31 protein-coding genes and 1 riboswitch are annotated in these 25,726 nt (G+C 44.7%); of the genes, 4 read left to right on the top strand and 27 right to left on the bottom strand.

Annotated features, from left to right (window positions below):
• Positions 1-48 precede the first annotated feature (48 nt).
• The 21 genes from JMN17_RS02675 to JMN17_RS02575 all read right to left on the bottom strand — a co-directional run bounded on the left by JMN17_RS02675 (position 49) and on the right by JMN17_RS02575 (position 15,100).
• Positions 49-939 (bottom strand): polyprenyl synthetase family protein, encoded by an 891-nt coding sequence (locus tag JMN17_RS02675; RefSeq protein WP_202327220.1) that lies wholly within the window; start codon positions 937-939, stop codon positions 49-51.
• A complete protein-coding gene (locus JMN17_RS02670; protein WP_003226409.1) occupies positions 929-1,183 on the bottom strand; it encodes an exodeoxyribonuclease VII small subunit in 255 nt (84 codons plus the stop codon). The genes JMN17_RS02675 and JMN17_RS02670 overlap by 11 nt, the downstream gene beginning before the upstream one ends.
• Positions 1,180-2,526: an exodeoxyribonuclease VII large subunit gene (gene xseA, locus JMN17_RS02665; RefSeq protein WP_087990672.1), complete on the bottom strand. Its 1,347-nt coding sequence runs from the start codon at positions 2,524-2,526 to the stop codon at positions 1,180-1,182. Before xseA ends, JMN17_RS02670 begins: the two co-directional genes overlap by 4 nt.
• Before the next feature lie 137 nt (positions 2,527-2,663).
• Entirely contained in the window at positions 2,664-3,515 is an 852-nt protein-coding gene (gene folD, locus JMN17_RS02660; protein ID WP_087990673.1) for a bifunctional methylenetetrahydrofolate dehydrogenase/methenyltetrahydrofolate cyclohydrolase FolD, read from the bottom strand.
• Positions 3,516-3,526: 11 nt separating this feature from the next.
• A complete protein-coding gene (gene nusB, locus JMN17_RS02655) occupies positions 3,527-3,922 on the bottom strand; it encodes a transcription antitermination factor NusB (protein WP_087990674.1) in 396 nt (131 codons plus the stop codon).
• 264 nt (positions 3,923-4,186) lie between these two features.
• Positions 4,187-4,594 carry a fatty acid biosynthesis protein YqhY gene (gene yqhY, locus JMN17_RS02650; RefSeq protein WP_010328286.1) on the bottom strand — a complete coding sequence of 136 codons (408 nt, stop codon included), beginning with the start codon at positions 4,592-4,594 and terminating at the stop codon, positions 4,187-4,189.
• A gap of 20 nt (positions 4,595-4,614) precedes the next feature.
• A complete protein-coding gene (accC, locus tag JMN17_RS02645; protein WP_202327218.1) occupies positions 4,615-5,967 on the bottom strand; it encodes an acetyl-CoA carboxylase biotin carboxylase subunit in 1,353 nt (450 codons plus the stop codon).
• Between the two features lie 11 nt (positions 5,968-5,978).
• Complete coding sequence (accB, locus tag JMN17_RS02640) at positions 5,979-6,461, bottom strand: acetyl-CoA carboxylase biotin carboxyl carrier protein (protein WP_087990676.1); 483 nt, start codon at positions 6,459-6,461, stop codon at positions 5,979-5,981.
• A gap of 156 nt (positions 6,462-6,617) precedes the next feature.
• Positions 6,618-7,280 carry a stage III sporulation ratchet engulfment protein SpoIIIAH gene (spoIIIAH, locus tag JMN17_RS02635; RefSeq protein ID WP_202327216.1) on the bottom strand — a complete coding sequence of 221 codons (663 nt, stop codon included), beginning with the start codon at positions 7,278-7,280 and terminating at the stop codon, positions 6,618-6,620.
• Positions 7,281-7,970 carry a stage III sporulation protein AG gene (gene spoIIIAG / locus JMN17_RS02630; RefSeq protein ID WP_087990678.1) on the bottom strand — a complete coding sequence of 230 codons (690 nt, stop codon included), beginning with the start codon at positions 7,968-7,970 and terminating at the stop codon, positions 7,281-7,283. It abuts the gene before it with no gap.
• Entirely contained in the window at positions 7,963-8,583 is a 621-nt protein-coding gene (gene spoIIIAF / locus JMN17_RS02625) for a stage III sporulation protein AF (RefSeq protein WP_087990679.1), read from the bottom strand. Before spoIIIAF ends, spoIIIAG begins: the two co-directional genes overlap by 8 nt.
• Before the next feature lie 13 nt (positions 8,584-8,596).
• Entirely contained in the window at positions 8,597-9,796 is a 1,200-nt protein-coding gene (gene spoIIIAE / locus JMN17_RS02620; protein ID WP_087990680.1) for a stage III sporulation protein AE, read from the bottom strand.
• An 18-nt stretch (positions 9,797-9,814) separates the two neighbouring features.
• Positions 9,815-10,216 carry a stage III sporulation protein AD gene (gene spoIIIAD / locus JMN17_RS02615; protein WP_003230228.1) on the bottom strand — a complete coding sequence of 134 codons (402 nt, stop codon included), beginning with the start codon at positions 10,214-10,216 and terminating at the stop codon, positions 9,815-9,817.
• A gap of 6 nt (positions 10,217-10,222) precedes the next feature.
• Positions 10,223-10,429, bottom strand: a complete 207-nt coding sequence (gene spoIIIAC, locus JMN17_RS02610) for a stage III sporulation protein AC (RefSeq protein ID WP_003153142.1) — start codon at positions 10,427-10,429, stop codon at positions 10,223-10,225.
• Between the two features lie 22 nt (positions 10,430-10,451).
• A complete protein-coding gene (gene spoIIIAB, locus JMN17_RS02605; protein ID WP_202327206.1) occupies positions 10,452-10,967 on the bottom strand; it encodes a stage III sporulation protein SpoIIIAB in 516 nt (171 codons plus the stop codon).
• On the bottom strand, positions 10,961-11,884 hold the full coding sequence (gene spoIIIAA / locus JMN17_RS02600; RefSeq protein ID WP_087990682.1) for a stage III sporulation protein AA: 924 nt from the start codon (positions 11,882-11,884) through the stop codon (positions 10,961-10,963). The genes spoIIIAB and spoIIIAA overlap by 7 nt, the downstream gene beginning before the upstream one ends.
• A 76-nt stretch (positions 11,885-11,960) precedes the next feature.
• Complete coding sequence (locus JMN17_RS02595) at positions 11,961-12,242, bottom strand: YqhV family protein (RefSeq protein ID WP_003226379.1); 282 nt, start codon at positions 12,240-12,242, stop codon at positions 11,961-11,963.
• Positions 12,243-12,385: 143 nt separating this feature from the next.
• On the bottom strand, positions 12,386-12,943 hold the full coding sequence (gene efp, locus JMN17_RS02590) for an elongation factor P (protein ID WP_148962031.1): 558 nt from the start codon (positions 12,941-12,943) through the stop codon (positions 12,386-12,388).
• Between the two features lie 24 nt (positions 12,944-12,967).
• Positions 12,968-14,029, bottom strand: coding sequence for an aminopeptidase PapA (gene papA, locus JMN17_RS02585; protein ID WP_087990684.1), 1,062 nt, complete (start codon positions 14,027-14,029; stop codon positions 12,968-12,970).
• A complete protein-coding gene (gene aroQ / locus JMN17_RS02580) occupies positions 14,026-14,472 on the bottom strand; it encodes a type II 3-dehydroquinate dehydratase (RefSeq protein ID WP_087990685.1) in 447 nt (148 codons plus the stop codon). Before aroQ ends, papA begins: the two co-directional genes overlap by 4 nt.
• An 88-nt stretch (positions 14,473-14,560) precedes the next feature.
• A complete protein-coding gene (locus JMN17_RS02575) occupies positions 14,561-15,100 on the bottom strand; it encodes a YqhR family membrane protein (RefSeq protein WP_087990686.1) in 540 nt (179 codons plus the stop codon).
• A gap of 224 nt (positions 15,101-15,324) precedes the next feature.
• Between JMN17_RS02575 and JMN17_RS02570 the strand changes: the two genes are divergently transcribed.
• A complete protein-coding gene (locus JMN17_RS02570; RefSeq protein ID WP_087990687.1) occupies positions 15,325-16,281 on the top strand; it encodes a DUF1385 domain-containing protein in 957 nt (318 codons plus the stop codon).
• Positions 16,282-16,320: 39 nt separating this feature from the next.
• Positions 16,321-16,716, top strand: coding sequence for an SA1362 family protein (locus JMN17_RS02565; RefSeq protein WP_003226367.1), 396 nt, complete (start codon positions 16,321-16,323; stop codon positions 16,714-16,716).
• Here JMN17_RS02565 and JMN17_RS02560 read toward each other — a convergent pair.
• The 3 genes from JMN17_RS02560 to lipM form a co-directional block, all read right to left on the bottom strand.
• Positions 16,713-17,588 carry a patatin-like phospholipase family protein gene (locus JMN17_RS02560; RefSeq protein ID WP_087990688.1) on the bottom strand — a complete coding sequence of 292 codons (876 nt, stop codon included), beginning with the start codon at positions 17,586-17,588 and terminating at the stop codon, positions 16,713-16,715. The genes JMN17_RS02565 and JMN17_RS02560 overlap by 4 nt on opposite strands.
• Positions 17,589-17,714: 126 nt before the next feature.
• A complete protein-coding gene (gene mntR, locus JMN17_RS02555) occupies positions 17,715-18,143 on the bottom strand; it encodes a transcriptional regulator MntR (RefSeq protein WP_003236923.1) in 429 nt (142 codons plus the stop codon).
• A gap of 99 nt (positions 18,144-18,242) precedes the next feature.
• Entirely contained in the window at positions 18,243-19,079 is an 837-nt protein-coding gene (gene lipM / locus JMN17_RS02550) for an octanoyltransferase LipM (protein WP_087990689.1), read from the bottom strand.
• Between the two features lie 190 nt (positions 19,080-19,269).
• Between lipM and JMN17_RS02545 the strand changes: the two genes are divergently transcribed.
• Positions 19,270-19,650, top strand: coding sequence for a rhodanese-like domain-containing protein (locus JMN17_RS02545; protein WP_014664580.1), 381 nt, complete (start codon positions 19,270-19,272; stop codon positions 19,648-19,650).
• A gap of 36 nt (positions 19,651-19,686) precedes the next feature.
• Here JMN17_RS02545 and gcvPB read toward each other — a convergent pair whose 3' ends face one another.
• From gcvPB to gcvT, 3 genes are read right to left on the bottom strand one after another with little or no spacing between them, the layout of a single operon-like run.
• Positions 19,687-21,153, bottom strand: a complete 1,467-nt coding sequence (gene gcvPB / locus JMN17_RS02540; RefSeq protein ID WP_202327204.1) for an aminomethyl-transferring glycine dehydrogenase subunit GcvPB — start codon at positions 21,151-21,153, stop codon at positions 19,687-19,689.
• Complete coding sequence (gene gcvPA / locus JMN17_RS02535; protein WP_087990690.1) at positions 21,146-22,492, bottom strand: aminomethyl-transferring glycine dehydrogenase subunit GcvPA; 1,347 nt, start codon at positions 22,490-22,492, stop codon at positions 21,146-21,148. Before gcvPA ends, gcvPB begins: the two co-directional genes overlap by 8 nt.
• Positions 22,493-22,521: 29 nt before the next feature.
• Positions 22,522-23,610: a glycine cleavage system aminomethyltransferase GcvT gene (gene gcvT, locus JMN17_RS02530; RefSeq protein ID WP_087990691.1), complete on the bottom strand. Its 1,089-nt coding sequence runs from the start codon at positions 23,608-23,610 to the stop codon at positions 22,522-22,524.
• A 172-nt stretch (positions 23,611-23,782) separates the two neighbouring features.
• Positions 23,783-23,884: riboswitch (glycine riboswitch) on the bottom strand.
• A 168-nt stretch (positions 23,885-24,052) separates the two neighbouring features.
• On the opposite strand from gcvT, the gene JMN17_RS02525 reads away from it, so the two are divergent.
• Positions 24,053-25,726: a DEAD/DEAH box helicase gene (locus JMN17_RS02525; protein WP_202327203.1), complete on the top strand. Its 1,674-nt coding sequence runs from the start codon at positions 24,053-24,055 to the stop codon at positions 25,724-25,726.

Below are 25,726 nucleotides of genomic sequence, written 5' to 3'. Positions count from 1 at the left end.
GCTTACATTTTACCATATCTCGTGCAGCCGCTTCAAATTAGGATCGGTTTAGTGATCTCTAGCCGCAATTAAATCACAAAGCTCATATAAAAGCTCTTTTTGAAGAGAGAGTCCGCCGATCAAACGCTTCGCCTCTTTTATGTGAACATCCAATTTATGTTTGGCCCCTTCCAGTGACAGAAGGGACGGGTAAGTCGATTTGTCGTTTGTTGTATCCGAGCCGACACGTTTGCCGATTTTCTCTTCACTGCCTTCTAAATCTAAAATATCGTCTCTGATTTGAAAACCAATTCCAATATGGCTGCTGAAGGTACGCAGTGTTTCAATGTCTTCTTCAGGCGCATCCGCCAAAATAGCACCGGCGGTAACGCAAAAACCGAGAAGCTTAGCGGTTTTCCGTTCATGAATGGATTCAAGTTCTTCAAGCGTGACCTGGCGGTTCTCCGCTTCCATATCAGCTACTTGTCCACCGACCATGCCTTCAGTGCCTGCCGCTGAAATCAGTTCATTCACAAGCCGAAGGCGCTTTTCTGCTGACACCCCGTCCGACAAGTGGGAGGTGATCAGCTTAAAGCTTTCCGTGAGCAGCCCGTCACCCGCTAATACTGCTGTCGCTTCACCGAACACTTTATGGTTTGTCGGCTTCCCGCGGCGTAAATCATCATCATCCATACAAGGAAGGTCGTCGTGAATTAACGAATACGTGTGAATCATTTCGACAGCACACCCCACCGGAATGCCGTCCTTTTCACTTTTCCCATATGCGTTTAAAACGGCCAGTACAATGAGAGGACGCAGCCGCTTTCCGCCAGCCTCAAGGGAATACAGCATAGACTTTTTTAATGAATCCGGCATATCGAGCTTTTCTGTATAGACAGAAAGCTGATTTTCAATCGTTTTTTTCCGCTCCGCCAGAAAAGCCGTTAATTTATTTGTCACCTTCGTCTTCCTCCTGAACACTAAAAGGTGCCAGTTCGCCGTCTTCTTTTAAAATGAAGTCCATTTGTTTTTCGACTTTTTGCAGCTTTTCGTGGCACATTTTTGAAAGAGCCATGCCTTCTTGGAAATAGTTAATCGCTTGCTCTAAAGGCACATCGCCCTCTTCAAGCTTTGACACAATGCTCTCAAGCCCTTTCATCGCTTCTTCAAATGTCATGTTTTCATTTTTTTTCACGTCTGTCATTTTTCTTCCCCTCTCTTTTCTAATACTTCACAGGTCAGCACGCCATCCTTCAGCTTGACTTCAAGCTGGTCCTTCTCTTCTATCTGACTGACACTTTTAATGAGTTCGTCTTCTTTATAAGCCAAGCTGTATCCTCTTTCCATCACTTGAAGAGGGCTCAACGCATTCAGCTTGCCAAGAACCGTCTGAAATTGGGAATGCAGCTGTTTCATTTGGATAGTCATATTTTTTCTCAGCTGATTTGTCTGTTCCTCATATCGTGTTCTCGCTTGCTTCAGCTGTTCATGAGGGTGCAGCGCTTCTAATCTGTACGTTTCACGCTCCAGCTGTCTGCTTTTTCGATCTAAAAGAGCGGTTAACTGTGATTGAAACTGCTGATAGGCAAGGTCAAACTGCTGCTCTTTTTGGGCATACAACCGCTTTGGAAAACGAAAGGCATACGAGGATTGCAGCGTTTGAATCCGTTCTTTTTTCTGGCCGAGATGCTGTTGCATTGCTCTTGTCATTCTAACTTCCGCTGTTTTTGTCCGTTCGATTAATTCAGTTGTATGCGGTACGGCAATCTCAGCTGCTCCTGTCGGCGTCGCGGCTCTGATATCAGCGACAAAATCACTGATCGTAAAGTCCGTTTCATGCCCGACTGCCGATATAACCGGAATGTTAGAAGCAAAGATCGCGCGTGCTACAATTTCTTCATTAAATGCCCACAGTTCTTCTATCGAACCGCCGCCTCTCCCAACAATTAATACGTCGCAAACCTCTTTTTCATTTGCCTCTTCAATGCGCGTAACGATGGATCTGCTCGCATTTTCGCCTTGTACGAGCGCTGGAAGAACAATGACTTTGACAAGGGGATATCTTCTTTTTAGAGTTGTAATGACGTCTCTGACAGCGGCACCCGTTGGAGATGTCACAACCCCGATTGTGGCTGGAAATGCGGGGATTTGTTTTTTGTAGCGGTCGTCAAATAAACCTTCTCCGGCAAGCTTCTTTTTTAATTCTTCGTACGCTAAATAAAGCGCTCCGACCCCGTCAGGCTGCATTTCTTTGGCATATAATTGGTAGTTTCCGCTCGGTTCATATACGGAAATTCCCCCTCTGACCAGCACTTTCATGCCGTTTTCAGGTTTAAACGGCAGACGCTCGCTTTGTCTTGCAAACATCACCGACTGCATTCTGGCGTTTTCGTCTTTCAATGTGAAATAAATGTGGCCTCTTGTATGTATTTTTACATTCGATAATTCGCCTTTAATCCAAATATTTTCAAGGTGAGGATCTACATCGAATTTTCGTTTTATATACTTTGTCAGCGCTGAGACGGTAACATACGCTGTTTCACCCATGTCTCAAACTCCTCTCATAAGCATTCCTGCACCATAACTAAAGAAAACCCGCCCTGGCTGTAGGAGCCTGAAGAAGCGGGTATCGTGCTCATATTCACGGCGGGCAAAATCTCCCGCCTGTGAACATCTCCAATTATCTATGATAACGTACGTTTCGCAGATTTAACAGTATTATGCGCAAGCATCGTGATAGTCATTGGACCAACTCCGCCAGGGACTGGCGTGATGAAGGACGCTTTTTCCTTTGCTCCTTCAAATTCAACGTCTCCGCAAAGCTTTCCGCTTTCCAGTCGGTTAACGCCGACGTCAATCACAACAGCGCCCTCTTTGATCTGATCTGCATTGATGAAATTGGCTCTGCCGACTGCCACCACCAGGATGTCCGCTTTTTTCGTATGTTCGGTTATATTTTCTGTTCTTGAATGACAGTAAGTAACCGTCGCGTTCTCATTTAATAAAAGCTGGCCGACAGGTTTGCCGACAATATTGCTTCGGCCGACTACAACAACCTCTTTACCGGAAAGGTCGATATTGGTTTTCTTCAAAAGCTCAACAATTCCGTGAGGCGTGCAAGGAAGAAACGTATCTTCGCCAAGCAGCATTTTCCCTACGTTTAACGGATGAAAACCGTCTACATCTTTATCAGGAGAGATACGTTCGATCACCGCTTTTTCAGAAATATGGTCTGGAAGCGGGAGCTGAACGAGGATGCCGTGAAACTCAGGGTCTTGATTGTATTGATCGATAATGGAAAGCAGTTCCGTTTCTGTTAGACTGCTGTCGAATTGATCGAGCTTGAAATTCATTCCCATAGTTTCAGCCGCTTTTTTCTTTCCTCGCACGTAAGAGTGAGAAGCAGGATCATCTCCAATCAAAATAACCGCGAGCCCGGGAGTGACGCCTTGCTTTTTAAGCTCTTCTACCTCTTTTGCCAATTGTTCGCGTTTTTCTCTAGCCGTTTCTTTTCCGTCGATGATTGTTGCAGTCATTTTCTTTCCTCCTATGATTGTTCAATATCAGATTTAATGTTAGAAAGAACCCCGTTTACAAACTTTGTCGCTTTGTCATCACCAAACCGTTTTGCCAGCTCAATCGCTTCGTTCATAGAGACATTCACCGGAATGTCTTCGGCATACGCCATTTCATATGCTCCCAGACGCAAAATCGCGCGGTCAACATTGGCAATCCGATCGAGCTTCCAATTCACCAGATGATTGGAGATCATTTCATCAAGCTGGACTTGGTGTTCCAATACCCCGTGTACAAGCTGTTCAAAGAAAGGATCTGTTTTTTCTTCATCCAATGCGTGTTCTATGGCTTCATTCACTGCAATATCGCTGACATCAATTTGAAATAGTGCCTGCAAAGCTTTTTCTCTTGCTGTTCTTCTTTTCATTTTCTTTCTCCTTTGATCCTCTTTATCCGCTTGTCGTTAAGCCATAAAGAGATCATAACATATTTTTTTCGTATCCGCATATTGAAATCAAGGTTTTTTCACCCTATTACCGAATATTTTCACACACCTTGATATGATCATTCGGATTTCACGATCATGAAGAAACTCGGCTGCCTTGAGCCGGCTTTCTTCATGCTTTGAAATAAAGGGTAACGTGTAAAAAAACCAAAGGGCCGCCCTCCCCTTGGTTTCTTGTTAAGCCATTTACATTTCTTCGTCGATTTGGACTTCCTGGGCTTTTGTGTCAAATTGAATGCCGACGATATGAATATTGATCTCGTTAATCGAAAGAGACGTCATATTTAATAAGGTTTGACGAATGTTTTCCTGAACGGACGCTGCAACTTTCGGAATCGAAACGCCGAATGTAACGACGCAGTATACATCGATCGTAATGCCGTCATCCGCCAGGTCGACTTTGACACCTTTGCCATGATTTACTTTACCGAAGCGTTCGACGACACCTGTCGCAAAGTTTCCGCGCATTTCGGCAACACCGTCAACTTCTGAAGCTGCTATGCCGGCAATGACCTCGATGACTTCCGGTGCAATCTCAACCTTACCTAAATGCGTATCTTCTTGATTCATTTTAAGCAAGCTGTTGTCTTTCATTCAATTCACCTCCGTAAAAATTATGAGCCCATTACATCATATGTTTCTAAAAATTTCGTATTAAACTCTCCGCCAACAAATGTTTCATGTTCAAGCAGTTTTAAGTGGAATGGGATTGTTGTCTCAATGCCTTCAATGACGAATTCGCTCAATGCGCGCTTCATGCGGGCAATCGCTTCATCTCTCGTTTTTCCGTATGTGATCACTTTTGCAATCATGCTGTCATAGTACGGAGGAATGGAATAGCCCGGGTAAGCAGCTGAATCTACACGGACACCAAGACCGCCCGGAGGCAGGTACATTTTAATTTCACCAGGAGACGGCATGAAATTTTTACTTGGATTTTCTGCGTTGATTCGGCATTCGATCGCCCAGCCTTGGAATTCGACATCTTCTTGGTTAAGGCTCAGTTCCATTCCTGATGCCACTTTGATTTGTTCCTTAATCAAGTCTGTTCCCGTCACCATTTCTGTGACTGGGTGCTCCACCTGGATTCTCGTGTTCATTTCCATAAAGTAGTAGCGCTGTTCGTTGTAGTCATAAATAAATTCAACTGTTCCCGCGCCTGAATAGCCAACTGCTTTTGCAGCCTTAACCGCTGCATCTCCCATCTGCTCCCTGATTTCTGAATCAAGCGCCGGAGATGGTGTTTCTTCCAAAAGCTTTTGCAGGCGTCTTTGAATCGAGCAGTCGCGTTCACCTAAATGGATGGTATTTCCGTAGTTATCGGCAAGCACTTGGATCTCAACGTGACGAAAATCTTCTATGTATTTTTCGATGTAAACACCTGGATTTCCGAATGCTGTTGCAGCTTCCTGCTGTGTAATCTTAATGCCTTTGATCAGTTCCTCTTCGGTGCGGGCAACCCTGATTCCTTTTCCGCCTCCGCCTGCGGTGGCTTTTATAATTACAGGATACCCAATTTCATTAGCAAGTGAAACCGCTTCTTCCACATTTTCTATAATTCCTTGCGAACCCGGCACGATCGGCACGCCGGCCTGTTTCATCGTTTCCCTCGCAACGTCTTTTGTTCCCATTTTTGAAATGGCGTCAGCGCTCGGACCGACAAATGTGACGTTAACTTCTTCACATAATTCCGCGAAATCTGCATTTTCAGCTAAAAATCCATATCCCGGATGAATAGCATCCGTTCCTGTCAACTTCGCAACACTCACAATATTTGTAACATTTAAATAGCTGTCTTTTGATGCTTTCGGCCCGATACAAAAAGCTTCATCAGCCATTTGAACATGAAGGGCATCTTTATCAGCTTCTGAATAAACAGCGACAGTCTCAACTCCGAGCTCTTTGCAGGCTCTGATGATTCTGACAGCAATTTCTCCTCTGTTGGCGATCAATAGCTTTTTAATCATGTTAAGTCTCCTTACTCTGCTTTCACAAGAAATAGAGGTTGTCCGTATTCGACCAGCTGGCCGTTTTCTACTAACACTTCAACGATTTCACCTTTTACTTCCGCTTCAATTTCGTTGAAAAGCTTCATCGCTTCTACAATGCAGACAACTGTGTTTTCATTTACTTTTGAACCGGCTGTTACATATGGGCCAGCTTCAGGTGATGAAGACGCATAAAACGTTCCTACCATTGGTGAAGTGATTTTATGCAGATTCTCATCTTGCTTCGGTGCTTCTTGGGCAGGTGCCGACGCTGCTTGCTGCGCTTGCGGCTGAACTGCCTGCGGAGCCTGTGCCTGCACTGGTGCTGCCGGCGCCTGCTGCATCACTTGAACAGTGCCTGCTTCATGTTTTTTCAGTTTTAAGGATACACCTTCATTTTCATATACGAATTCATCAATTGCAGACTCGTCAATTGCTTTAATCAGCTCGTGGATTTCTTTAATATTTAACATTCAATCGCACTCCTATGTATAAAATGTCTTTTTTTATAGGTTACTACTAAAAGTACATACTATGTTTATCTTACAGGAGCGGACTTTTGAATTCAACTCTAATATGATTGGCACACAAAAAGCCCGCTGCTTAAGCGGGCGTATTTTTCCTCTTATTTACTTGGATGGCTCAAATGTGACAGCGACGTCTTTCATTGTTTTGATTTCTTTTGCCACAAGGTCTATGATGGCTGTCGCCTTAGATTTAGAATGTTTGTCTGATTTGACTGTAATGTTGATTTTGTCTCCTTCAGCATTGACGAGCGCGTCTTTGTAGCCTTGTGTTTTAATAAGGGTTTCCAGCTGTTTTTCTGTTCCTTCCACTTCACTGAGAGCCGTCATTTTATCATATGCTTCGCTCTTTTCCTTTGCTGTCGCATCATCGCTTGACACTATGGCATTCAGCTCTTCTCTTTCTTTGCTTCTGGTATCTTCTAAATCTAGACGGTATGTTGTAAACAAATCATCATCGGCTGTTTCTGTTACCACAGTTCCTTTTTCACTGGCTTCAGCGGATGTTTCCTTGTCTGCTGATGAATCTTTCGTGCCCTTTGTTCCATCTTCTTTTTCCGTTTCTGTTTCAGTTTCCGGACCGCTTTTTTCCTTCGTGTCTTGCTTGGCAGGCGCTTTTTCAGTTGCGACCTCTCCTGAGTCAGACGCATTTTTTTCACTTTTCATTTGCACGGCATTTTTGCTTTCCGGAGACATGATATAGTAGACGCTTAACACCACGACAAGACTGAGCATTGTTAATAGCCAAACGGTTTGTTTTTTGAGCATTTATGAATCCTCCTTTATTTTTTTAGGGGCAACCGCAACCCGGTGGCTTGGAACATCCAGGACCCGTGTCACCGCTTCAATAATCGTTTGTTTTATTTGAACGTTGTCCACTCCTTGAGCAACAACGAGTACACCGCGTATATCAGGTTTTTTCGTTTGGACGACGACGGGTGTTTCTTTATCGCCGTTTTTGATCATCACAATTTCTTCTTCCGATGTCTGGTCTGTGACGCTTCTTGTCCCGCCCTCTTTGTCTGTTTCTTCAGTGGTTGTATTTTTGTTTGATTTGTTTTTTTCATATACTTTCAGCGACGTTGCATCAACATTCACGACAACCGAGACATCGTCTACACCTATGATCGTTTCAAGAATTTCTTTCAGCTGATTTTCGTATTCTTTTTCATAATCATCGATCGAGTTTTTAGGTTCATCAGATTTTGAGGCTTTAAACACTTCGGCTGTTTTCCCTTTGCCGGCTGCGGTATCCTGTGATGATACCGCCGTTATCGGTTTGGCGTTTTCCGTTTTCTCCGGCGATGAAAACAGATGGCTGACGAGCATGAAGGAAACTCCGAGAACAAAAACGAACAGAAAGTAATGATATTTGGTCAGCTTCGGCTTTTCGCCGTGCTTCGTTTGCCCCGGAAGAAACTGCTTTTTCAATACATTCCATAATCCGTTTTTATTCATTGCCGACACTCTCCCCGCCTTCCATTTGAACCGTAATTTTCTCACTTTCGATCTCCCAAATGTCCGCAAGCTGTGACTGGATCTGTTTTGCTTCTTTTTGTTCGGCTGCTTCTTTTGTTGCATACGCATCATCTGTGTCAATGCGAACCGGCGCGACCGTTTGGACCGTGTTTTCAGAAGACGGGGCCATATACACGCTGATTGTTTTAATATCCTCTTCTGAATCTACCTTTTCTCCTGCCGTGAGTTTGATGTGGTCTACTTTGTATTCATCATGACTGAATCTCTCCTCCGCTTTCTTTTTTAGTTGGACAGCCATTTCTTCTAAAATATATGCACGCTGGGAAGCTTGTATTTCTATTTTTTTTGAATTGATTTGATTTTTTATGTCGGCAGACTCTGACTGCCTGTTTTTTGTGAGGTATTCAAAGATGACTTCAGGATCTGTGTTGAAAAGCTTGAAAATCGGTGTAAGCATGACGACAATCAAGAGCAGGCTGACCACCATTTTTGCGTACTTTTGCATGCTGGAGCTCGGCAGCAGCATATCAATCACAATGGCAAATAGGATAAACAACACGATGGTGGTAAGCCATTCAGTTAGAAAACTCATCCGCCAGCCTCCTTTATTTCATCATCATCGTGAGGTTTCCGGCTGTGATGATGACGGTAAGGCTTAAAAAAAACATGAGGGACACAATGGCGAGAGCTGCAAAAATATAAATGACGCTTTTGCTGATGACATCGAGGCAAGTAATGACGGGTCCGCCTCCAAGCGGCTGAAGAATCGCGGCTGCCAGCTTATAAATAAAAGCGAGGGAAAGCACTTTGATTGCCGGAAAGGCCGCGATACAGATTAAAATAGCAACACCGAGAATCCCTACGGTATTTTTCAGCAATAAGGAAGCGCTGATCACTGTATCTGTCGCGTCTGTAAACATTCGGCCAAGAACGGGAATAAAGTTTCCGGTTATAAATTTAGCCGTTCTGAGCGTAATGCCGTCTGTCACTGCAGCTGAGGCTCCCTGAACAGAAATAACGCCGAGAAAGATGGTGAGAAACACGGCCAGTGCTCCGATGGCGATATTCCTGAGCAGGTTGGCCAGCTGCGTTACTTTGTATTGTTCAGTCATTGTGCTGACAATGCTTAGAATCGCTGATAAGAAAATCAGCGGCATGACGATATTCTGAATTAATAGACCGCTCGTATTCATCAGAAAGAGGATAACAGGATGAAAGAAAGCTGCAGATACAGCTCCGCCTGAGGAAGCCAAAAGCGCCAAGAGGAGCGGAATGAGCGCCAATATAAAGCTGGTCATCGTCTGAATGGCCTCCGTCGCATAATTGATTGCCACATGAAAACTGTTCAGCGCAAGAATAATCAACACCATATACACAATTGAATAGGCGACCTTGCTGACGGTGCTTTTCTGAAACGCATTTTGCAGAAGCTGCAGGATGACGCAAAAAATGGTGAGTAAAATTAATGTGCCCAGCAGCTTGCCGTTGGCTAGCACTTCATGAAACAAATAAGAAAAGAGAGCTTTCAGCCATTCTTGCGGTGAAAATGATTTATCGCCATTGATAAACTCAATTAAGCTGCCTTTTTGGCTTTCCGGCAGCAGTCCGCCATATTCTGTCATAATGTCATTCCAAAATTCGCCGATCTTGTCTGTTTCAAGTGAGGCCGCTGTTCTTTCCGCTAATTGCTCAGCCGTTTCAGCATGTTCATCCGCTTGTTCGGCATCACCGGCTGCTTGTACCAATTCTGCACGGCCTGCTATGATCAGCACGGCCAGAACTAAAGCCCAGTGGAAACGCTTCAATCTACCGCCTCCCTTCGGTTATGACATAGAAGGTATAAGTCCGAGAATCGTTTCAATAATGACTGTTAAAATAGGCACAGCCATAACAAGAATTAAAATTTTCCCCGCCAATTCTATTTTCGAGGCGATGGCCCCTTGACCGGCATCTTTTGTAAGCTGCGCCCCGAATTCAGCGATATAGGCGATTCCGATAATCTTTAAAATGGTTTCAACATAGACCATGTTGACGTTTGCGTTAATTGCAATTTTTTCTATCATTCGAATAATGTCGTAGATTTGGTCTACCAAATAAAGAAAAATGGCACAGCCTGCAAACACGACGATTAAAAACGCAAAAGTCGGCTTTTGTTCTTTAACAATTAAAGAAAGGAAGGTGGCGATCAGCCCTAAACCTACAATTTGAACAATGTCAATCTGCAAGCCCCCCTATCCTTGGAATAAAAACACAGCTTTTATCTTTTTAAATAGGTCGTCTACAATTGTGGCGACCATAAATAAAATATAGATAAAACCTAACAGCGTCACCCACTGGGCATATTCTTTTTTGCCCATCTGATCCAAAATCGTGTGTAAAAAAGCCACCACGATTCCCACTCCGGCGATTTGAAATATCACGTTCACGTCTACTCCCATTTTATTTTTGCTCCCCTCACGTTTACATCAATAGAAGAATGAGTAACAAGCCCGCTAAAAAGCCTAAACTTTTTATCATCTTTTCATTTTTCGCCTGTGCCTGCTCAGCATCCGCTTCCGAGGCTTCCAAGTGTGTAAGCGCCAGCTTGATGTGCTTTTGCTGCGAGATTCGGTCATGAATCCCGAGCGTCTCGCCAAATTGCTTCAGCACTTCATATTCGCTTTTTTTCAAAGACATGGTGTCCCACACCTTCTTTAAGCTTTGCTCCCACGCAGTTTTTGCGGAATCGCTGCCCTTGTCCAGCTGATTACTGAATGTGGTAAAAAGAGCCGAAACAGGCTGTGCCAGCTGCTTGGCAATCTGCTGTGAAGCGATATGAAGCGGTGTATGGCCGTACATGATTTCAGCCTCGAGGGATTGGAGCGCCGCACGCAGCTGGCGGATTTGCCGCGGTCGTTCCGTATAAACTTTCGCCATCTCAAAACCTGTCCATGTTGTCGCCACCACAATGAATACAGCACCCAGCAGCTTCAGCATGTCTTCACGCCCATCGTCCCAGACAGCACATTTCCATCTTTGTCATAAATGCGGCTTATTGTGCCCGGCCCCTTCGCTCTCGATAATTCCAAATAGCGGTCAAAGGCTCTTTCTTCCCACAATCGCTTTAATGAAGGCCGTTTCATCAGATCAGATATGCTCCAGCCATGCGCCGATACGATGACTGAAACACCTGCATGCAGCGCTTCAAGAAGTGCGTCTGTATCTTCCATACGCCCGATTTCATCGACAATGATCACCTCAGGGCTCATAGACCGAATCATCATCATCAGGCCCTCAGCCTTTGGACAGGCGTCTAACACGTCAATCCTCTGCCCGAATTGATGCTGGGGAATACCGCGCAGGCATCCGGCAATTTCTGACCGTTCATCGACGATTCCTGTCTTTACGGGCGACATGCGTTTTTTGCCGGTGCTCGAGAGTCTCGCAAGATCTCGGAGAAGTGTTGTTTTTCCAGTTTGCGGCGGACCGATAATCAGCGTATTCAACCAGCTGTCTTGATATAAGTATGGAAGCAGCGGCTCCGCAATCCCCAGTTTTTGCCGGGCAATTCGTATATTAAAAGATGCGATGTCACGGAGGCCTTTCACACCTCCGTTTTCCGTAATGACTCTGCCTGCCAGCCCGACTCTGTGGCCGCCTCTGATCGTGACATACCCTTTCTTCAGCTCTTCTTCGAGCGTATACATACTATAGTTGCTGAGCCGGCTGAGAATCAGATGGGCATCCTCGGCCGTACCCGCATAGGATAAAAAAACAGGTTGTCCTTTTCGAATTAATTCAACAGGGCGGTTGACCCGAATTCTGACTTCTTCGATTTCAAGCCATTGATGTTCCGGTATTTCAGAAAGGGCGTTTTTCATGGATTCAGGGAGAACCTCAGCGATTTCATTCAAACAGAGCCTCCTCCTTTCTACCGATTGGCTTCTTTAAAATGTATGATGTGAGGCAGACTTTATGACAAGCCTCTCTTTATTTATGAACACCCGCCAAAATTAAAACAACACCCGTAAAAATCAGAATCAGCTTTGCATACGACAGCTGCCCGGCAATTTGATAGATTCCGACAGTCATGGTGATGATAAAAATCAGCGGACCGACAATAGCGAGAATGCTGTTAACCACAACCGCCTTCCGGACATCATTTGTCACAAGCATGATAATCGCTGCCGTCAGCTCAATCATAGAGGATAAAACGCGCAATCCGGCCATTGTTAAAACAGTAGAATTGATATTTCCAAGTAAAAATTTCATAGCACTCTCCCAACCTCCCATTTTTTTATATGATATGCTCTAGCTTGCGGAAGTAGTCTTGTCATTTTCGTATAAAAGGAAGATTCTCTTTTTAGGCACAAAAAAAGCCTGCTCCCATTTGGGAACAGACTTCTCTTTTCTTTCTATGCTCTTGAAACGTATGAACCGTCAGATGTATTGACAACAAGTTTGTCGCCTTCATTTACAAAGAACGGCACGTTTACAATAAGGCCGGTTTCGGTTTTCGCAGGTTTTGTACCGCCAGATGCTGTATCACCTTTAATGCCGGGTTCAGTTTCAACAACTTTCAGTTCAACTGTGTTTGGAAGTTCGATACCGAGCGTTTCTTCTTGGTACATCATGATATGCACAGACATGTTTTCAAGCAGGTATTTTAATTCCTCTTCGATTTGAGTCTCGCTTAGTTCAAGCTGCTCATAAGAAGAAGTATCCATAAATACGTGCTGGTCTCCGTTTGCATATAGATATTGCATTGTTTTTGTTTCGATTTGCGCTTTCGCTACTTTTTCACCAGCGCGGAATGTTTTTTCCTGAATCGCGCCAGTTCGAAGATTGCGGAGTTTAGAACGGACAAACGCCGCGCCTTTACCAGGTTTTACATGCTGGAAGTCAACGACGCGCCAAATGCCGCCGTCTACTTCGATTGTTAATCCTGTACGGAAATCGTTAACTGAAATCATGTTTAATGTCCTCCTATATTCCAATCACAAAATAATAAGTTCTTTTGGGGAATGGGTGATTGTCCGGTTGCCGTTTTCTGTAATCACGATGTCATCTTCTATGCGGACACCGCCTGTTTCTGGTATGTAAATGCCCGGCTCCACTGTCACCACCATGCCCGGTTCAAGGATAGCTGAAGATCTGACGGACAATCCCGGTGATTCATGAACCTCCATGCCGAGCCCGTGTCCGGTTGAATGGCCAAAATATTCACCGTAGCCTTTTGCCGCAATGTGATCCCTTGTGAGGGCGTCAGCCTCTTTTCCTGTCATTCCCGGCTTAATATGTGCGACGCCTAATGCCTGAGCATCAAATACGACCTGATAAATCTCCTTCAATTGGTCACTTGGCTCACCTACAGCGACCGTACGGGTAATATCAGAACAATATCCTTTATAATAAGCGCCAAAATCAAGCGTAACTAGGTCTCCGCTTTCAATCAGTTTGTCACTGGCCACACCATGCGGAAGGCTTGACCGAAGGCCCGAGGCAACAATCATATCAAAAGAAGAGCTGTCAGCTCCCTGGCTTCTCATATAAAACTCCAGCTCATTGGCAACAGCGATTTCAGAAATGCCGGGTTTCATAAACGTCAAGATATGTCTGAAGGCATCATCTGCAATCTTCGCAGCTTCCTCTAATATCTTAATCTCTTCATTAGACTTAATCAAGCGCAACTTTTCCACGGATTCAGCCACAGGCACTAATTCAGCCTCACTGATAACCGCGCTGTACGACGCATATGTGCCGTATGTCATGCTGTTTTGCTCAAAGCCGAGGCGTTTGATGCCGAACGCTTCAATCGTGTCGGCGGTGGTCTGAATCAGGCTTCCGCCATGCTCAATGATTTCAAAGCCCTTTACCTGAACCTTCGCCTGCTCTGTATAACGAAAATCCGTAATAAACGCCGCCCTATCACCTGATATAACAGCCAGACCCGCTGAACCTGTAAATCCTGTCATATAGCGTACATTCGTGCTGCTTGTGATCAGCATTCCGTCAATCCCCAGCTGTCCAAACTGGTCTCTTAATTTCTCTAGCTTCATCTTGATTCTCCCCCTTGCTGGCTTAATAAGTAGCGAATCGCAAGCTTATAGCCTTCAGCTCCAAGACCGACGATCTGCCCTTTCGCAACCGGAGCAATGACCGACTGATGTCTGAATTCCTCCCTGGCATATAAGTTTGATAAATGCACCTCAACCACAGGAAGGCCGATGCTCGAAACAGCATCCCTGATTGCATAGCTGTAATGGCTCAGCGCTCCGGGGTTCAGAACTATGCCGTCGTATTGCTCCGCTGCCTCATGGATGGCATCAATCAAATCACCTTCGTGATTAGACTGGAAGAAAGTGATCTGGATATGTAAGGCTTCAGCAAATTGAAAAAGATCTGTTTCTATGTCGGTCAGTGTCTGGCGGCCGAATACCTTCGGCTCACGCTTCCCCAGCCGATTGACATTCGGCCCGTTCAAAATCAAAAAATGAGGCACATGAATCTCTCCTTTTCGTGAGGGTATCTCATGTAAAAAAATGTCCACTTCTCGTGAACATTTTATCATACTGGAAAAGGATAATACACTATTCTCTATGCACTGTTCCCAGCGCACGTGCCAGCTTCTCCGAATTCAGCTCATTGTATTCAAATGAGATGGAATAACCGACAAACAGCCCGTAAAGCAAATAAATGCAAATGGTCGTAATAACTGTATCAGCTTTCAGTTCGGTCACCGCGCGCACATCAGGAAAAATGGGATTAAAAACAAAAAACACGAGCATCCAAAGCAGAAAGCCATATAAAATACCCGGCCACATTGTTTTTAACCGTTTCAATAGAAGAAAATATAGGAATGCTGCGCCGATTGAAAGAATTCCGATTAAAATAATGCTGATTACTGTCCCCAGTCCATGTTTTTTCCACTCTCCGAGTACAAACGGCTGCAAAATCATATTCGGACTGACTTCGGAAAAATGAAACAAATACGCAATATAAGCGATGAAACTCCATAATACGCCTCCGAAAAAACCTGTTGCCGCCACCCTGCTGGCCATCGGAACAGGCGGTCCCTGCTTCTCATTCGATTGTTCATTTTGTTCTGTCTTTTTTTCGCTTGTCATCATGGCACCTCCAGTTAAAGTGTGCCCAAAAAATGAAATGTCAATAAAAAAGCTCACACTTTTTGACAGCTGCGAGTAAAATTTGAAATTAACGGGTATAATGCATGTAGATAAAGCAAGGCTAGACAATTTTTCAGCCTGTCAATCTAGAGGTTTAGCGCTGTTTCCTGTACAATAGAGTGAAAGGAAATGGTTAGCAATCCTAAAGAAATAGGCAGGTTGATAATATGTCAAAACATAAAATTCCGCCCGCTTACGGCGGTCAGGCAGTTGTGGAAGGTGTTATGTTTGGAGGAAAGCATCATTACGTTACAGCAATCAGAAGAACGGACGGAAGCATTGACTTCTTTAAGCTTCCCCGCAAACGCAACCCGAAACTGAACATCGTGAAAAAGATTCCGTTTTTACGAGGGATCGCGGCCATTATTGAAGCGAGCGCAAACGGCACCAAGCATTTGAATTTTTCTAGCGAACGTTACGGGCTTGATCCATCTGAAGACGAGACACTTGAGCAGGAAGAAAAAAAATCCTCCGGGCTGTCTATGTATCTCAGCCTCGCGGTTATCGGCGTCTTATCATTTTTGTTCAGTAAATTTGTATTTACATTGGTTCCTGTTTTCTTAGCTGAACTGACAAGGCCGGTTTTTTCATCGGACACAGCGCAAATCGCGGTTGAAAGCCTGTTTAAGTTGATTTTGCTGCTCGGTTACATTTATTTTTTATCCATGACACCGCTCATTAAAAGAGTGTTTCAATATCATGGAGCCGAACATAAAGTCATAAACTGTTATGAACAGAATTTGCCAATTACAGTAGAGAATGTTCAAAACCAATCTCGGCTTCATTACCGCTGCGGATCAAGCTTTATTTTATTTACGATTATTGTCGGCATGTTTGTCTATTTGCTCGTTCCGACAGATCCGCTTTGGCTGCGTGTTATAGATCGTGTCGCGCTGATACCGGTCGTACTCGGCATATCCTTTGAAGTTCTGCAGCTGACAAACAAAGTGCGTGATATACCCGGACTGAAATTCCTTGGGTATCCGGGGCTCTGGCTTCAGCTGTTAACAACAAAAGAGCCTAAGGATGACCAGGTTGAAGTTGCAATCGAAAGCTTTAACGAGCTTCTCAGACTCGAAGAAATGTCTGCACAAAATCAGAAGCCTTCTCACAACGTCATCTAATATCCGTTGCCCTGCTATTACTTTCGGAGGTGGACAGTTATGAATCATCGTGTACAACCTATTATTGCTGTATTAATTGCGCTGGGAGCGTTCGGTTTCCTCTATGTACTGGTAACCAATCCCGGAGAAATGGCAAAAATGGCGGTAACCGTCATCGTGGCAGGTATCATTATTTATTTTATTGTGAAATATGTAATGAATCGAAATGCGGGCAGCGAAGGAGCGGCCTTCAAAAAAGCGGCGAAACAATCCCGGCGCCGGATGAAAGAACAAAAAGCAAAGCACCGCGCCGGACATAAGGGACGTGTCAGCCACCTGCGCAGCGTTCCGAGCGCCAGCAAGCCTAAGCCGATGATTCTCAAGAAAAAAAGCCAGACTCAGCTGACTGTTATAGAAGGGAAAAAAAATAAAAAGAAAAACAGAGCGCTTTTTTAATAGGTCCACTGTTTTAAAAACTGCTCTGTCCGTCTTTTACCTAGCTCAATCAGGGCTAGTTTTTTTTGTTGTGTTAAATGAAAATCGGTCGCCATGATGTCATCAACCGGGAGAAAAATGATGTTTTGTTCATAGCGTGACGCAATGTGCCTTGCGTCATGTGCATCCTTCATCGTTTCAAACAGGGCGCCGAACAGTTCGAATGCGTTGCGGATATTTTTTCGCGGACGCTCCCTTTCCCGCGGTGCAAGCGTCACACCGATAACAGGGCGTTTTCTTTCCTTTGAAAACAGCCAGATGGGAAAATTGCTTAACACCCCTCCGTCAACAACCGTGGCGGTGTCTGTGTCCGTTTTTAATTTTATCGGTTCAAAGAAATACGGAATGCTGCAGCTCATTCTTACCGCCCTGGCAACCGGAAACATATCGGGATTTAACCCGTAACGGACCAAATCGTCCGGCAAAACAATCATGGTGCCGTTTGTCAGATCAGAAGCGATAAGGCGCAGAGACCCCTTCTGCAAATCACCGAAAACCCTTATGCCTTTCGCTCTTAACAGATCAGCAATCCATTTTTCTATCGTATCGCCTTTATATAAGCCAAGACGCCAGTAAATGGACACCCACTGAAGCATTTTCAAGGGGAGAAATGAGTACCGCTGGTCCAGCAATTTCTCTCCGTCCACTTCTTCAATTAAAGCATGGATTTCTTTACTGGTGTAACCTGAGGCAATGAAAGCGGCTATAATTGCGCCCGCGCTTGTACCCGCAAGCCGTTTAAAGCGGAAGCCTTTTTCCTCAAGCACTTCATAAGCGCCTGCCAGGGCAATGCCTTTTACTCCGCCGCCGGAAAATACACCGTCAATATACATCTCATTCCCCTCCCCCTCCATTCAATCGTTTATTACCATTTTAAGAAAACATGCGAAGAAATAGACCAACGAATGACGCGCGGCGCAGCGAATCAAAAAAAGACGGCCTCCTTCGAGACCGCCTTTTTACTGATTATGATGTTCTGTTTTCTTTTGGATTGATTTCAGATCTTTTTTACGAGCATCATCTTCTTCAAAATATTGAACAAGATCCCCGATGCGATCAATGCTGTTCCAGCTTAAATGATGTTCGATTCCTTCGACATCGTTATATATTTTCTCTTCATCAACACCAATGATTCTTAAAAACTGCTCAAGCAATTCATGTCTGTATACCAGCCGTTTGCCTATTTTTTTCCCTTTAGACGTTAACACGAGACCGCGATATTTTTCATAAATTAAATATTCGTCTTTATCTAGTTTTTGAACCATTTTCGTTACAGAGGAGGGATGGACTGCCAATGCTTCCGCAATATCGGAAACCCGTGCATATCCTTTTTCTTCAATCAGCATATAAATCTGTTCAATATAATCTTCCATACTTGGTGTCGTCATCGAAACCCTCCCAAAAAGCACCTTAACTTTATAAACCATTACAAGTTTACACTAATGAACTTGAAAAAACAAGGATGCTCCGCGGGCCAAAAGCCCTGTTTACCGCTTGTAATTCCATTCATCTGAAGCGTATTTTGTTTCTGCCAAGTGATGTACAAAATCAAGCTCTTCCTGAGATAGTTCGTATGGCTCCAAATGAATGTTAAGGCCTGTTTCAAATCCTTCTTTAAAGGCTTTACGGGCCTCATCCATCGTTACCTGTTTTTCAGTGAGTTCATTAATGGCAACCGCTTTATTTTTGAAATTGCGCTGCATCCGCTCTCTGACTCTTTCACTCGGATACAAGAACAGATCAAACAGCTTGTCCTCATCCAAGTCGAGCAGAATGGAGCCGTGCTGAAGAATCACGCCTTTTTGCCTCGTTTGCGCGCTTCCCGCCACCTTGCGTCCCTCAACCACTAGCTCATACCATGAGGGCGCGTCAAAACAAACGGATGACCGCGGGTTTTTTAAGCTTTCTTTTTCTTTGTCAGTTCTCGGAATGGCAAAATAAGCGTCCAGACCAAGATTTCTAAAGCCTTGGAGTATGCCTTCTGAAATGACCCGGTATGCCTCAGTGACCGTTGCCGGCATTTCGGGATGTTCTTCTGAAACAATCACGCTGTATGTCAATTCCTGATCGTGCAGCACACCTCTCCCGCCGGTCGGGCGTCTGACGAATCCGAGATTATACTTATGTACGGCTTCAAAATTGATTTCCTTTTTAATATTTTGAAAATACCCTACAGAAAGAGTCGCCGGATTCCAGCCGTAAAAACGGATAACCGGGGGGATTTTTTCTTCGCTGTGCCAATATAAAAGCGCTTCATCAAGCGCCATATTGAATGCAGGATTTGCATTGCCTGAGTCTATAAACCGCCAAGTTTCTTTTTCCATTTTGAGACCTTCCTTACCGTTTTAATAGAATTAGTTTATCAAACTGCCGGGAAAATGAAAAATATTTTCGTTTCATTATGGATGACAATCGCGCCATGCTTTACTATAATAGTATTTGTCGAAAACGGCTCTATGGCCTTGTTTTACAAAACAGGGTTTTGATTTTATATGCTAAAGGAGTAGAATCACATTGTCTAATATGATCGTTTTGATTATTTTTGCTGCGTTTATCGTGTATATGATTGCTTCATATGTCTATCAGCAGCGAATTATGAAAACACTTACGGAAGAAGAATTCCGCGCGGGTTACCGAAAAGCGCAGCTCATTGATGTCCGTGAACCAAATGAGTTTGAGGGCGGGCATATTTTAGGCGCCCGCAACATCCCGCTTTCCCAGCTGAAACAGAGAAAAAATGAAATCCGTCCGGACAAGCCTGTTTATCTGTACTGCCAAAACAGCGTCCGCAGCGGACGCGCGGCACAAACCCTGCGCAAAAACGGCTGCACTGAGATTTACAACCTAAAAGGCGGCTTTAAAAAATGGGGCGGAAAGATTAAGGCAAAGAAATAAAGCAAACAGCTGTCTTTTTACAGACAGCTGTTTTTTTCACTTCTCTTTCGTCTCATACCTGAGCACTGGATGTCTCGCCGCTTTTGTTTCATCCATTCTTTTTACAATTGTCGTATGCGGCGCCTCCTGGACGATCTCCGGATTCTCCTCCGCTTCTCTTGCGATTTGAATCATAGCGTCGATAAACACATCCAAGGTTTCCTTTGATTCCGTCTCTGTCGGCTCAATCATGAGGCATTCTTCAACATTAAGCGGGAAATAAATCGTAGGCGGGTGATAGCCGAAATCGAGCAACCGTTTTGCTATATCAAGCGTACGCACCCCCAGCTTTTTCTGCCGCTTACCTGACAATACAAATTCATGCTTGCAATGACGGTCAAACGGAAGATCGTAATAAGGCGCGAGCTTTCTCATCATATAGTTGGCGTTTAACACTGCGTTCTCCGTAACAGCCTTTAACCCGTCAGGCCCCATGGAGCGGATATACGCATACGCTCTGACATTGATGCCGAAGTTGCCGTAATACGGCTTTACGCGGCCGATCGAATGAGGGCGGTCATCATCAAATGTAAAGCGGCCTTCCTTTTTGATTAAAACTGGTTTTGGCAAATAAGGAATCAGATCTTTTTTTACACCGACAGGGCCTGAGCCAGGACCTCCGCCGCCATGAGGGCCAGTGAATGTTTTATGCAGGTTGAGGTGCACTACGTCAAATCCCATATCGCCCGGTCTCGCTTTGCTTAAAACCGCATTTAAATTGGCGCCGTCATAGTACAGTTTCCCCCCCGCTTGGTGAACAATTTCCGCCATCTCGGTGATCTGCTCCTCAAACAAGCCAAGCGTGTTCGGATTCGTCAGCATAAGAGCAGCAGTTTCTTCATTCACTGATCTTTTTAAATCTTCCAGATCGACAAGCCCATTTTCATTCGATTTCACCGTAATCGTTTCAAAGCCAGCTACTGTCGCTGAAGCAGGATTTGTCCCGTGCGCGGAATCAGGAACAATGACCTTCGTCCGCTTGAAATCCCCGCGCGCTTCATGATAGGCGCGGATCATCATCAGCCCCGTCCATTCGCCATGCGCCCCGGCAGCTGGCTGAAGCGTAACCTCATCCATTCCCGTAATTTCCTCGAGGTGCTCACTTAAATCATATAAAAGCTCTAAAGCGCCTTGCACCGTGTCTTCATCTTGAAGAGGATGAATTGCAGCAAAACCGGGAATGCGCGCGATTTTTTCATTGATTTTCGGATTGTATTTCATTGTGCAAGAACCGAGCGGATAAAAGCCTGAATCCACCCCGTGATTCCGTTTGGACAGCGCTGTATAATGGCGCATGATATCCAGCTCCGACACCTCCGGCAGCTCTGCGTCCCCGCCACGAATATAGGTGTCTGATAAGAGGTCCTCCAATTCGACTTCCGGTACATCGAGCTCCGGCAGACTGTAGCCGATGCGGCCTTTTCTGGAAAGCTCAAAAATAAGTGCCTGATCTTGATTACTCATGGCGATCCCCCAATTCCTGAATGAGTGCGTCAATTTCTTCTTTTGTTCTCAGCTCCGTTACAGCAATCAGCATATGACAGTCCAGCTCCGGATACGTCAGCCCAAGATCGTATCCGCCGATGATGCCTTTTGCCAGCAAACGTTGGTTCACAGCTTTCACCGGTTCATCCAGTTTGATGACAAATTCATTAAACATCGGTCCGTCAAATATGACGGGGAGGCCCGCTTTTTTTGCTTCTTGCTTTGCATAGTTGGCTTTTAGGAGATTTTGGCGGGCGATTTCTTTTACGCCGTTTTTCCCGAGAGCTGTCATGGCGACAGAAGCTGCCAGCGCATTTAAAGCTTGGTTCGAGCATATATTTGATGTCGCTTTATCCCTGCGGATATGCTGTTCTCTTGCTTGTAATGTAAGCACAAAGCCTCTTTTTCCATTTTCGTCTTCCGTTTGTCCGACGAGACGGCCTGGCATCTTTCTCATTAATTTTTTGGTGACGGCGAAAAAGCCGCAATGCGGGCCGCCATATGCTGATGGAATGCCGAAAGGCTGCGCATCGCCGACGACGATATCAGCCTGAAACTTGCCCGGCGGAGCGAGCAGGCCTAACGCAAGCGGGTTGGCTGACACAATAAACATGGATTTCCCTTGATGAGCAATAGGCTCAATATCCTTTAACGGCTCGACCCGGCCAAAAAAATTCGGGTACTGAACGATCACTGCGGCTGTATCCTCGCAAACGGTTTGGCGCAAAGCGTCAAGATCGGTGACGCCATCTGCAGCGGGAACTTCAACGACTTCAATATACTGACCTTTTGCATATGTCTTCAGCACTTCTCTCGATTCAGGATGCACGGTTTTTGACACAACGATTTTTTTCTTTTTCGTATGGCCGGAAGCAAGCATTGCCGCTTCCGCCAAGGCTGTTCCGCCGTCATACATAGAGGAGTTGGCGATATCCATTCCTGTCAGCTCACAGATCATCGTTTGGAATTCGAAAATGGCCTGAAGCTCCCCTTGCGAAATTTCCGGCTGGTAGGGCGTATATGCCGTATAAAACTCAGAGCGTGAAATGACATGATCCACAATCACAGGCTGGTAGTGGTCATATACACCCGCTCCCAAGAAAGACGCGTGTTGTAAGGTATCCTTATTTTTAGAGGCCAGCTTTGTCAGTTCTCTTGTGAGTTCCGTTTCTGACTTCGCTTTTTTGATTTGATACTCTTTTTTATATTTGACGTTTTCCGGTATATCAGCAAATAGTTCATCGATGCCCCTTACGCCGATAGCGGCAAGCATTTCTTGTTTATCCTCTTCTGTTGCGGGCAAATAACGGTGCTTCATGTGTTGACTCCTCTCCCCAAGAAAAAATATTAGCGTTTATAAAATGGTGTTTTAACAACCTTTGCTTTCACTAATTTTTTGCGAATCTCCACCTCTACAACTGTCCCGATTTCACTCGCTTCCGCAGCAACTAGGGCAAGGCCGACGTTTTTCCCAAAGGTCGGCGACTGCGTGCCGGTTGTCACCTTTCCGGCAGGCTTGCCATTATAGAACACTTCATATCCGTGCCGCGGTATCCCTTTTTCGATCATTTCGAGACCGACAATCTTCCTCATTGCTCCGTTTTCTTTTTGTTCACTCAATACTGACTTGCCGAAAAAATCAGACTCCTTTTTGTGTTTTACGGCAAAGCCTATACCTGCTTCAATCGGTGTAATATCCCGGGTCAGCTCCTGGCCGTAAAGCGGGAGCTTCGCTTCAAACCGGAGAGTATCGCGTGCGCCGAGACCGCATGGAATCAGCCCATATGCTTCCCCCGCATCAATAATTTGTCCCCATATATACACAGCATCCTCATTGCGGCAGTAAATTTCATACCCGTCCTCACCCGTATAGCCGGTGCGCGAAATAAGTGCTTTGCAGCCGCTGATATCAGCTTCATCGATAAACGCAAACGGCTTTAATGCAGATAAATCTGAAGACGTAAGCGTTTTTAAGATTGTTTCTGCTTTTGGACCCTGTACAGCTAAGAGCGCGATCTGATCAGACAAATTATCAATCTGCACATCACCTGCGGCATGTTCTTTCATCCAAGCCAAATCTTTATCTATATTAGATGCATTAATGACCAGCAAATAACTGTTCTCACCTTTTTGATAGATAAGTAAATCATCGACGGTTCCGCCATCCGAATAGCACATCGCCGTATATTGCGCACGGCCTGGCGTTAACGCGGAAACATCATTGGTCATCAGCCTTTGCAAAAAAGACAGACTATCGTTTCCTGACACTTCGATCTCTCCCATATGAGATACATCAAACAGCCCGGCCGCAGTTCGGACAGCCTCGTGTTCCTTTTTTATAGAAGAAAATTGAACAGGAAGCTCCCAGCCCCCGAAATCAATCGTTTTCCCTCCATATTCCTTATACAGGTCAAATAACGGCGTTCTTTTCAGCATCGAATTCCTCCCCTTTTTTAACGGCGCAGCTAAAAAAACATACAAAAAAGGACAGAGAAACACCTCATGTAAAATGAAGGTTCTCTGTCCTGGCACCTGAAAGTTTACTTTGCATACGCAAAGACGTCCCCTTTGGTGGTTTGCGCATCCGCACAAACACTCTCCAGAGTTGCGTCGAGCAAGAGTTCTTTTGCCTGAGAGATTCACTCCGCAGTTTGCTCCTTCGGCGCCTGTATCCCGAAGTTCTCGGTCAGGTCTCTCCCCTTGCTGTCATTCGCTCATATTTTCATGCTGTTATGGACATACTATAGCAATATCTTACATCAAATACATACTCATATCCTACCACCATCACTATATGCTGGGCAACAGCAATTTGGGCAGATTTTTCTTATATTGTGCATTTTAAGAATCGAAGAATAAGAAAGGCGGTTTCAAAACAATGGACGCTGAAATAATCTACGATGCAAAATGGCCTGATGAATTCGCTGAAAGGCTTCAACATGATGGCCCGTGGGCGAACTGGGAACTGTACAAGCTTTCTGCAGAAATCCAGAAAACATTAGCCATTCCTGAATTTGAAGGCTTACGGGCCCCTTTATACCTGCCTTCCTTTACGCCGCTCCCGCACCAGCTTGAGGTTGCGCAAAAAGTGGTTGAAAAAATGAACGGGAAAGCGATTTTAGCAGACGAGGTAGGCCTTGGGAAAACGGTTGAAGCGGGACTGATTCTAAAAGAATATATGATTCGCGGTTTAGCCAAAAAAATATTGATCCTTGTGCCCGCTTCCCTTGTATCACAGTGGGTCAAAGAGCTTCAGGAAAAATTTTTGATTCCGGCTGTTGAACAAAAAAAAAGCTATGTGTGGGAGCAATGCGATATTGTCGTCTCATCAATCGATACCGCAAAGCGCTCGCCCCACCGTGAAATCGTGCTGTCAATCCCATATGATCTCGTGATTATTGATGAGGCGCACAAACTGAAAAATAGTAAAACGAAGAACTATGAATTTGTCCGGAATCTCGCAAAAAAATATTGCCTGCTGCTTACCGCGACGCCAATTCAAAACCGTATTGAAGAAATTTTCAATTTGGTGTCCTTATTAAAACCCGGCCATTTAGGCAGTCAAAATCACTTTCAGGAAGAGTTCGCTAACAAGAAATCCAGTTTAGAAGCGCATGAGCATTTAAAAGATCTTGTGAATAAAGTCATGATCCGAAACAGGCGGCATGATACCGGGCTAACTTGGAAACAGCGCCATGTTGAAACAGTGCCGATTGAATTTTCTCCATCAGAGCAGGCGCTTTATGATGAAATTTCCCGCCTGAAAGAAGGAATCAATAAACCGGCCAGCATGTTCTCGATTATGACATTGCAAAGAGAATGCTGTTCAAGCAGAGAAGCGGTATATATGACGCTGAAAAAAATGCTTGATCAAAAAGAAAAACAAGCACCGGCCATTGATGAACGCACCATTTCGGTTTTAATAGACCGCATCAACCAAGTCACACAAAACTCTAAAGCGCTGCAAGTCGTTGATCTGATCAAGAAGATAGACGATAAGGTCATCATTTTCACAGAATACCGTGCAACCCAGATTTACCTACAATGGTTTCTTCAGCAAAACGGCATCAGCTCCGTGCCGTTCAGAGGCGGATTTAAACGCGGGAAAAAAGACTGGATGAAGGATCTTTTCCGCGAAAAAGTCCAGGTTCTGATTGCAACTGAAGCCGGCGGAGAAGGGATTAACCTGCAATTTTGCAATCACATGATCAACTATGACCTGCCATGGAATCCGATGCGTCTTGAGCAAAGAATCGGAAGAATTCACAGGCTCGGACAGGAACGTGACGTGCACATTTACAACATGGCGACAAAACATACTGTGGAAGAGCATATTTTAAAGCTCCTGTATGAAAAAATTCACCTGTTTGAAAAAGTGGTCGGCGAACTTGATGATATATTAACGAAAATTCAAGTGAACAATTTTGAAGAACATCTGCACGATATTTTGTGCCATTCAGCAACAGAGGAAGACATAAAAATCAAAATGGACAACTTAACTTCATTTTTGTCTTATAAAAAACAGCAGCCTGCTGAAAAAAGAGGATCTTAA

Source organism: Bacillus sp. RHFS10, from assembly GCF_016757475.1.
Classification (GTDB): Bacteria; Bacillota; Bacilli; order Bacillales; family Bacillaceae; genus Bacillus; species Bacillus subtilis_G.
Note: the sequence above shows the minus strand (reverse complement) of the source record. Positions and strands in the feature narration are given on the sequence as shown.